This is a genomic window from Microcystis sp. T1-4 (genome assembly GCF_000297435.1).
In the GTDB taxonomy this organism is placed as follows: Bacteria; Cyanobacteriota; Cyanobacteriia; order Cyanobacteriales; family Microcystaceae; genus Microcystis.
The window spans coordinates 1-6,208 of record NZ_CAIP01000422.1 but is presented as its reverse complement, the minus strand read 5'-3'; the positions used below and the strand labels follow the sequence as shown (position 1 = coordinate 6,208).

The 6,208-nt window shown below is 43.5% G+C and carries 7 protein-coding genes; 1 reads left to right on the top strand and 6 read right to left on the bottom strand.

All coding sequences use genetic code 11. The features are described 5' to 3' along the window. Positions 1-91: 91 nt before the first annotated feature. From MICAI_RS21000 to MICAI_RS20980, 6 genes are all read right to left on the bottom strand, one after another. Positions 92-1,624: a cryptochrome/photolyase family protein gene (locus MICAI_RS21000; protein WP_008206838.1), complete on the bottom strand. Its 1,533-nt coding sequence runs from the start codon at positions 1,622-1,624 to the stop codon at positions 92-94. A gap of 2 nt (positions 1,625-1,626) precedes the next feature. Next, positions 1,627-1,785, bottom strand: a complete 159-nt coding sequence (locus MICAI_RS26635) for a hypothetical protein (protein ID WP_008206835.1) — start codon at positions 1,783-1,785, stop codon at positions 1,627-1,629. Positions 1,786-1,909: 124 nt separating this feature from the next. Further along, a complete protein-coding gene (locus tag MICAI_RS20995) occupies positions 1,910-3,043 on the bottom strand; it encodes a HetZ-related protein 2 (protein ID WP_008206831.1) in 1,134 nt (377 codons plus the stop codon). Positions 3,044-3,309: 266 nt separating this feature from the next. Beyond that, the gene (locus MICAI_RS20990) at positions 3,310-3,531 is read right to left on the bottom strand and encodes a hypothetical protein (protein ID WP_002799107.1); all 222 of its coding nucleotides are present in this window, start codon (positions 3,529-3,531) and stop codon (positions 3,310-3,312) included. Between the two features lie 313 nt (positions 3,532-3,844). Next, positions 3,845-4,954: an iron-containing alcohol dehydrogenase family protein gene (locus MICAI_RS20985; RefSeq protein ID WP_008206827.1), complete on the bottom strand. Its 1,110-nt coding sequence runs from the start codon at positions 4,952-4,954 to the stop codon at positions 3,845-3,847. A gap of 19 nt (positions 4,955-4,973) precedes the next feature. Then, positions 4,974-5,531, bottom strand: coding sequence for a Ycf51 family protein (locus tag MICAI_RS20980; protein WP_008206826.1), 558 nt, complete (start codon positions 5,529-5,531; stop codon positions 4,974-4,976). On the opposite strand from MICAI_RS20980, the gene MICAI_RS20975 reads away from it, so the two are divergent. Continuing rightward, positions 5,508-6,125 carry a 7-carboxy-7-deazaguanine synthase QueE gene (locus MICAI_RS20975; RefSeq protein WP_008206824.1) on the top strand — a complete coding sequence of 206 codons (618 nt, stop codon included), beginning with the start codon at positions 5,508-5,510 and terminating at the stop codon, positions 6,123-6,125. The genes MICAI_RS20980 and MICAI_RS20975 overlap by 24 nt on opposite strands. Positions 6,126-6,208 lie beyond the last annotated feature (83 nt).

Sequence of the window (6,208 nt, the reverse complement as noted above, 5' to 3'; positions counted from 1 at the left end):
GATGCTCCCGGTACATTATCGATGTTGAAAAGCTTAATCAGCAAAAGTTTAAATGTACCACACAGGTGTGACAAACGCTATAATCTCCCGACTATTGACTACTGACTCCTGACTCCTGACTACTGATAGCTCTTAATTGGTTGGACTGGCAGCGCATTTGATTAAGTTCAGCTGCCGACATTCGATCGAGATGACCTAAAATCATATTAACTCGACCTTGGGATTTTAATTTTTCTCGATGTCGTGCCAAAAAATCCCAGTAAAGAAAGTTAAAAGGACAGGCAAACTCCCCGACTCGTTCATTTTTTTTATACAGACAACCCCGACAATAATCACTCATTTTATCAATATAGTTGGCCGAGGCGGCGTAGGGTTTGGAAGCGAGAATTCCCCCATCGGCAAATTGTCCCATTCCCAACACATTAGTCTGCATTACCCAATCGTAGGCATCGATAAAAACACTATGAAACCAGTTTTCAATCTCTTGGGGAGAGCAACCAAAAATTAAGGCAAAATTGCTCAAAATCATTAATCTTTGAATATGATGGGCATAACCGGTATTTTCCACCTGTGATAATACTTGTTTGAGGCAATTCATCTCGGTTTGGTTACTATCCCAAAAGAAAGCTGGTAAGGGTTGTTGATGCTCAAACCAATTACCATTAGCGTAATCTTCTCCCAGATAATGATAAATTCCCTGCATATATTCCCGCCATCCCAACACCTGACGGATAAATCCTTCGATGCTATTTAGGGCTAAATTATCTTTTTTATAGGCAATTTCTGCTCCTTGAATCACTTCCAACGGCGTTAGTAATCCTAGATTTAGATAGGGGGATAATAGGGAATGCCAGAGGGTTTCTTTTCCCGTTATCATCGCATCTTGGTATGATCCAAAGTTGGGCAGACAATTAGTAATAAAATGCTCTAATACCTGTAAAGCTTGTCGGCGGGTTACTGCCCAGCGAAAAGGTTTGATTTTTCCATATTTAGGAATATCTAAAGCTTCCACATCAGCGATAACCTGAAGGGTAATTTCATCGGGTTCAAACCAAAGAGGATCAGTTGTTTTTAATCCATCCTTGGGCGGTTTGCGGTTTTGTTTATCAAAGTTCCATTGTCCTCCTATGGGTTGATTATTTTCCATTAAAATCTGCCATTTTTTGCGACTTTCTCGATAGAAATCCTCTAGTAATAGTCTTTTACGAGATTTAGCCCAATTATTAAAATCTGTCCTTGTCCAGAGAAAGTGATTATTATCAATTAGGGTTATAGCACAGTCTAAATTGAGATTTTTAATTAATCTAAGAAAGGGCAAATCATTAGGCATCATTATCTGTAATTCTTTAATGCCTAATCGTTTAATCCAAGCAGATAAAATTGGTTCAAAATCTTCAGTAACTTCGTAGGTTACAGACCATCCTAAAGTTTTTAATTCTTCGGCAAAATGACGCATCGCCGACCAGATTAAAACTAATTTTTGCTGATGATAGGGTCTTTGTCGAATATGATTGTGGGATTCAATTAAAATAACTGGTGTTTCCTGTGAATAGGCTTGACGATTAGCTAAGGCCGCTTGTCCTGTCCATAATTGATCCCCTAAAATCCAAATGCCAATGGTCATAATTATCTCATGGCCTCTACTATTCCCCCGTATTTTTTAGCCATAATATCCGCCATTTCCCGAGCAGAAAATTTACTGGCTTTGTCCATGCTAGGTGTAAATGTCCCCGTAGAGGTTAAATAATGGGTAAATACACCGACTTTTTTGCTAATAATCCACATATTTCTTGAAGTCAAAAATCAAAAAGGGGATGGGAAGTGGGGTGTGGGGTGTGGGGTGTGGGGTGTGGGGTGTGGGGAGTTTTCTCAGTGAACTGATAACTGATAACTGATAACTGATAACTGATTAGGTTTTTGTCCTGAGACTTTGGGCGCTTAGATAAAGTTGCGTCCATTCTTTGACCACTTGCGTGCGTTTACAGTTTAATTCGCCAGCGATTTCCTCAAGGGTTTTACCCGCTTTTAAGCCCTCGATAACGCTTTTACCCGTGGGAGAAAGGCCAGCATAGTAACTTTGCCATTGACTGAGAGTTAAGCCAAAATTATGCTCTTTCGGGCTGATTTGTAACCATTCAGCGATTAATTCTCTCTCTTCCTTGAGGGCAAAAACCTTAATCGCATGATAGCCAACTTTTTCCCGGAGACGATAGATCTGTTGGATGGGAATATTCATCTCTTTGGCGATCGCATCTTGGCTTTCGCCCCCTAGATAGAGGTTAAACCAAGTCACCGCCTCCCGACTAACATTTTCCTCTAGATACCTAGCAAAACTCTCTTGAACTTTTGCTCGGAGAATTTGCGCTTCTTGACAAGTGCGTTGATCTTCGTAGGTGGCAATCGCATTTTGATCCAGTAAACTTAAGCTAGTTTCCCCCTCATCACCACTAATTTCATCGGAGAGAATCCTGATCATTTCTTGCCGCGGCACATTAGTGATACCGCTTCTCGATTGACGACGGAGATAATTAACAAAACGATAGGCTAACAGGGGTTGATTGCGGATCGGACGCAGAGCATATTCCTCTAGGGTGGCTAACAGAAGCCGATCGCGAGTAGCTTGATCGTTGGTACAACGAGAGATCCATGTTAACTGGGATTGCAGATAGCGATCGCTATTTAACATTTCTTGAATAATTTCTTGCAAGACATCGGCCACCGCTTGCCGACGATCGCGACTTAAGGAAACCCAAGTGCGAATTTTTTGCCGGAGAGTGACACAAGCGCCGAGACGATCAATCAGGTTACGATAGGCGCGGGTGGGACTAACCTTGAGATAGCGTTGCCGCAGAATTTGCCAAAGATAGACTAATCCCCGTTTAGCGATTTCTAGCTCTCTCTCATCTAAATTTTCCCAACGTTGGCTATCTTCACCGAGTAACCAATTGATAATGGTATCCCTTTGGCGATCGGTTAAGGAATCCTCTGTTTGAGAGAGGCGATCTTGCCATTGTTGCCTTAACTCGTCGATTATTGTCGTCATCGAAAAATTGAGTTCCAAACCCCGTCTTTTGAGGACGGCTTTAGTTTGAATATTAGCGCATTTACACGATATATGCTAGAACCTGAGCCATCGAGAAAGCCTATCGCTACCGATTTTACCCCACACCCGACTAGAACGAACTAATCAATTAAGTCTTTTGCCAGATAAGGATTTGGGGCGCACGCATCGCTTCCTAGGGTGCGTTTCCCTGAAAACATGACAATTTCAAGGTTAACCAATATTTGGGAATGCACCACCCCTACCATTTATAATTCGGGAACATTTTCCTGTTCATAGTTTTCTATTAATATTCCCAAAATTTCCATTAAAGAAGCAAGAGGATGATTTTCATTTTCTCCTATTTCATCTATCAAATTATCTAACATAATTACTAATTGTTCATATTCTGATTCGCTACGAGGAATAAAGAGTATTGGCTTTAAGTTTGTCCAGGCTTGCCGTGTTTTCTCTAGATCTATCGTCGGCATTTTTTTACTCCTTCCATTTATTTTTGTCCTATTCAGCATGAGCCTGTAGGGTGCGTTCCCTCAAACCATTGTGGCTTTAACATTAATTTGTATTTGGGAACGCACCACCCCCAACGTTTACTCCCTATTGGGTTTCACTATCATTCAACCCAACCCACAATTGAAGGGTGATTATTCTTTTAATTGTCAGCATCAGGATTTTCAGGCTTGGGGGACTTTCAGGATGGTTTAGTTGAGGGCTGTGATTGATTTGCTGCTCAAAACCTAGGGCTATAGGTGAGAATTTTATTAATCAGTCCCGAAAATATTCCCGTTAATTAGCTTTAACTTTCTGCCCGATCGTATCGGCAGTGGTAGTAGAAACCATGGCCGCCATAACTTGTTCGGGGGAAACCGTAAAAGGCAGACGATGAATGTCTGAATTAGGCTGACAGGCAATTGCGGCCGCGTGGCGCAACTGGGCAAGGGAAACATCTCTTAATCCTAAATCCTCTAGGGATTTCGGTAAACCAATTTGTTCATAAAACTGGATTAGTTGCCCCCGGGCCGATACTGCCAATTGATTACCCAAAACTATTTCCTCTAGACGCAATTGGGCGAGGATGCCGTAGGCGACTTTTTCCCCGTGGAGCGCGTGATGGCAAGCGGGAATATGGGTTAAACCATTATGAATTGCATGGGCGCCCACGGTACGACAATTAGCGCCCCCTAAACCACCAATTACTCCGGCTAATAAAACGGTGGCATCTACCACCTGTTTCCAGTCCTCCCCGCCGATATTTTCCAGGGCTGCCGGGGATTTTTGGAAAAGAATATCCCGCAAAACCCGGGCCTGTTGGACAGCGGCAATGATCAGGGTTTCTGTGGAATGACCGCTACTGACGGAAGCTTCGTACCATTTAGCGATCGCATCGCCAATACCAGCGATTAAGGTTCTTTTCGGGGCAGTTTGGATAATACCGTAATCGAGAATTAATAAATCCGGGCAACGGGCTAGGGACAGATCGTAAAGAAACGCCCCCGCGTCAGAATAGATGTTAGATAGGGCTGTCCAAGCGGCACAGGTGGCCGCGGAGGTGGGAATCGTGGCGATCGGCAAATGGCACTGATGGGCGAGTAATTTGGCCGTATCGAGGGCCTTGCCGCCACCCACACCGATGATAAAATCTGCCTCATGACTCTTGACAGATGCCTTTAAATATGCTAGGGAATTTTCCGAACAATCGGGGGCGTAACTGTGATAGCTAGGAGTGAGATTTTTCAGGGGAGATGACAAAAAAGCTAAATTGCGATCGCCGCCCACCACGAGGGGACGTTTACCCAAATCCGCTAATTTGCCGGTGGATTCTTCTAGGGCATTGTCACCCCGAATCACTTGTGCGGGGGCGATTAACAGGGGCAAAACAGCGACAGCATTGGACATTTTTTGACAACCTCAAGGATTATTGGCTAATTTTAGCGAAACTTTCGGGAAAAAGCTGTAGTTCGGGTGTATTATCCCCCGGGGCGGAGAAGGATTTTTTAATCTGCCCTAAGTACAAAGGAGCAGATAAACCGGGCTGAGGATGAACGAGAGTGCGAGCGCTAATGATAAATTGATTATTACCGCCAGCACCGGCGCGACCAGAGGAAAACAAGTCACTAGCGGCTTGTTTTAGGGTTGCTTCCACCTGATCGGGAGTAACAGTACTGGGCAGGGAGATAACAGCTTGATTTGCTCCGTTATCATAGACAAGGGAGAATCTCACCGCTCCCGGAATTTCGGTACGGGTAAATAATCCTAACCCAAGACCGAAAATCCCCACCGTCAACACAGCCATAAAGCTAGTGATACCGACGAGACGAAAGCGGATTCCCCAACCGACGAGAAAAGCGATAATCGTAAGTACCAAAAAAACCAGCGTGGCAATGCCAGACCATTGGGTGTATTTGGCGAAGTTCAGGGGAATGTCCATATTTTCTATAATACTAATTCTATGAAAACGGTTAGCATAAACCATTGTACCTATCCTGTGGTCGAAACTTTCCATTCCGTGCAGGGCGAGGGCTTTTGGACGGGAAGCAATGCTTTTTTCCTCCGTTTGGGAGGTTGCGATGTCTATTGTCCTTGGTGCGACCAAAAAGAGTCTTGGAATGCCCACCGTTATCCCCAAAAATCCCTGGGGGAATTGGTAGAGATGGCAAAAGGGGCTAACCCCGCTATGGTGGTGATTACTGGGGGTGAACCTTTGATGCACAATCTTGATCCTTTAACCAAGGAATTAAAAAATCAGGGTTTACGGGTACATTTAGAAACTTCTGGCGCTCATCCTTTTACTGGGGTTTTTGATTGGGTGACTTTTTCTCCTAAAACTTATAAAATGCCCGATCCTAGTATTTATACACGGGTGAATGAGTTAAAAATTGTCGTGGCTCATCCAGAGGATTTAGACTGGGCAGCTATGCAGGAAAGTAAGTTATCGGAAGGGGTGATCAAATATCTACAACCCGAATGGAATACAGCAGAAACCAAAGAGTTAGTCTTTAATTATGTTCTCCAGCATCCCCAATGGCGTCTCAGTCTCCAAACCCATAAGTTTTTAGGAGTCCGCTAGTCAGTTATCAGTTATCAGTTATCAGTTATCAGTTATCAGTTATCAGTTATCAGTTATCAGTTATCAGTTATCAGTTATCAGTT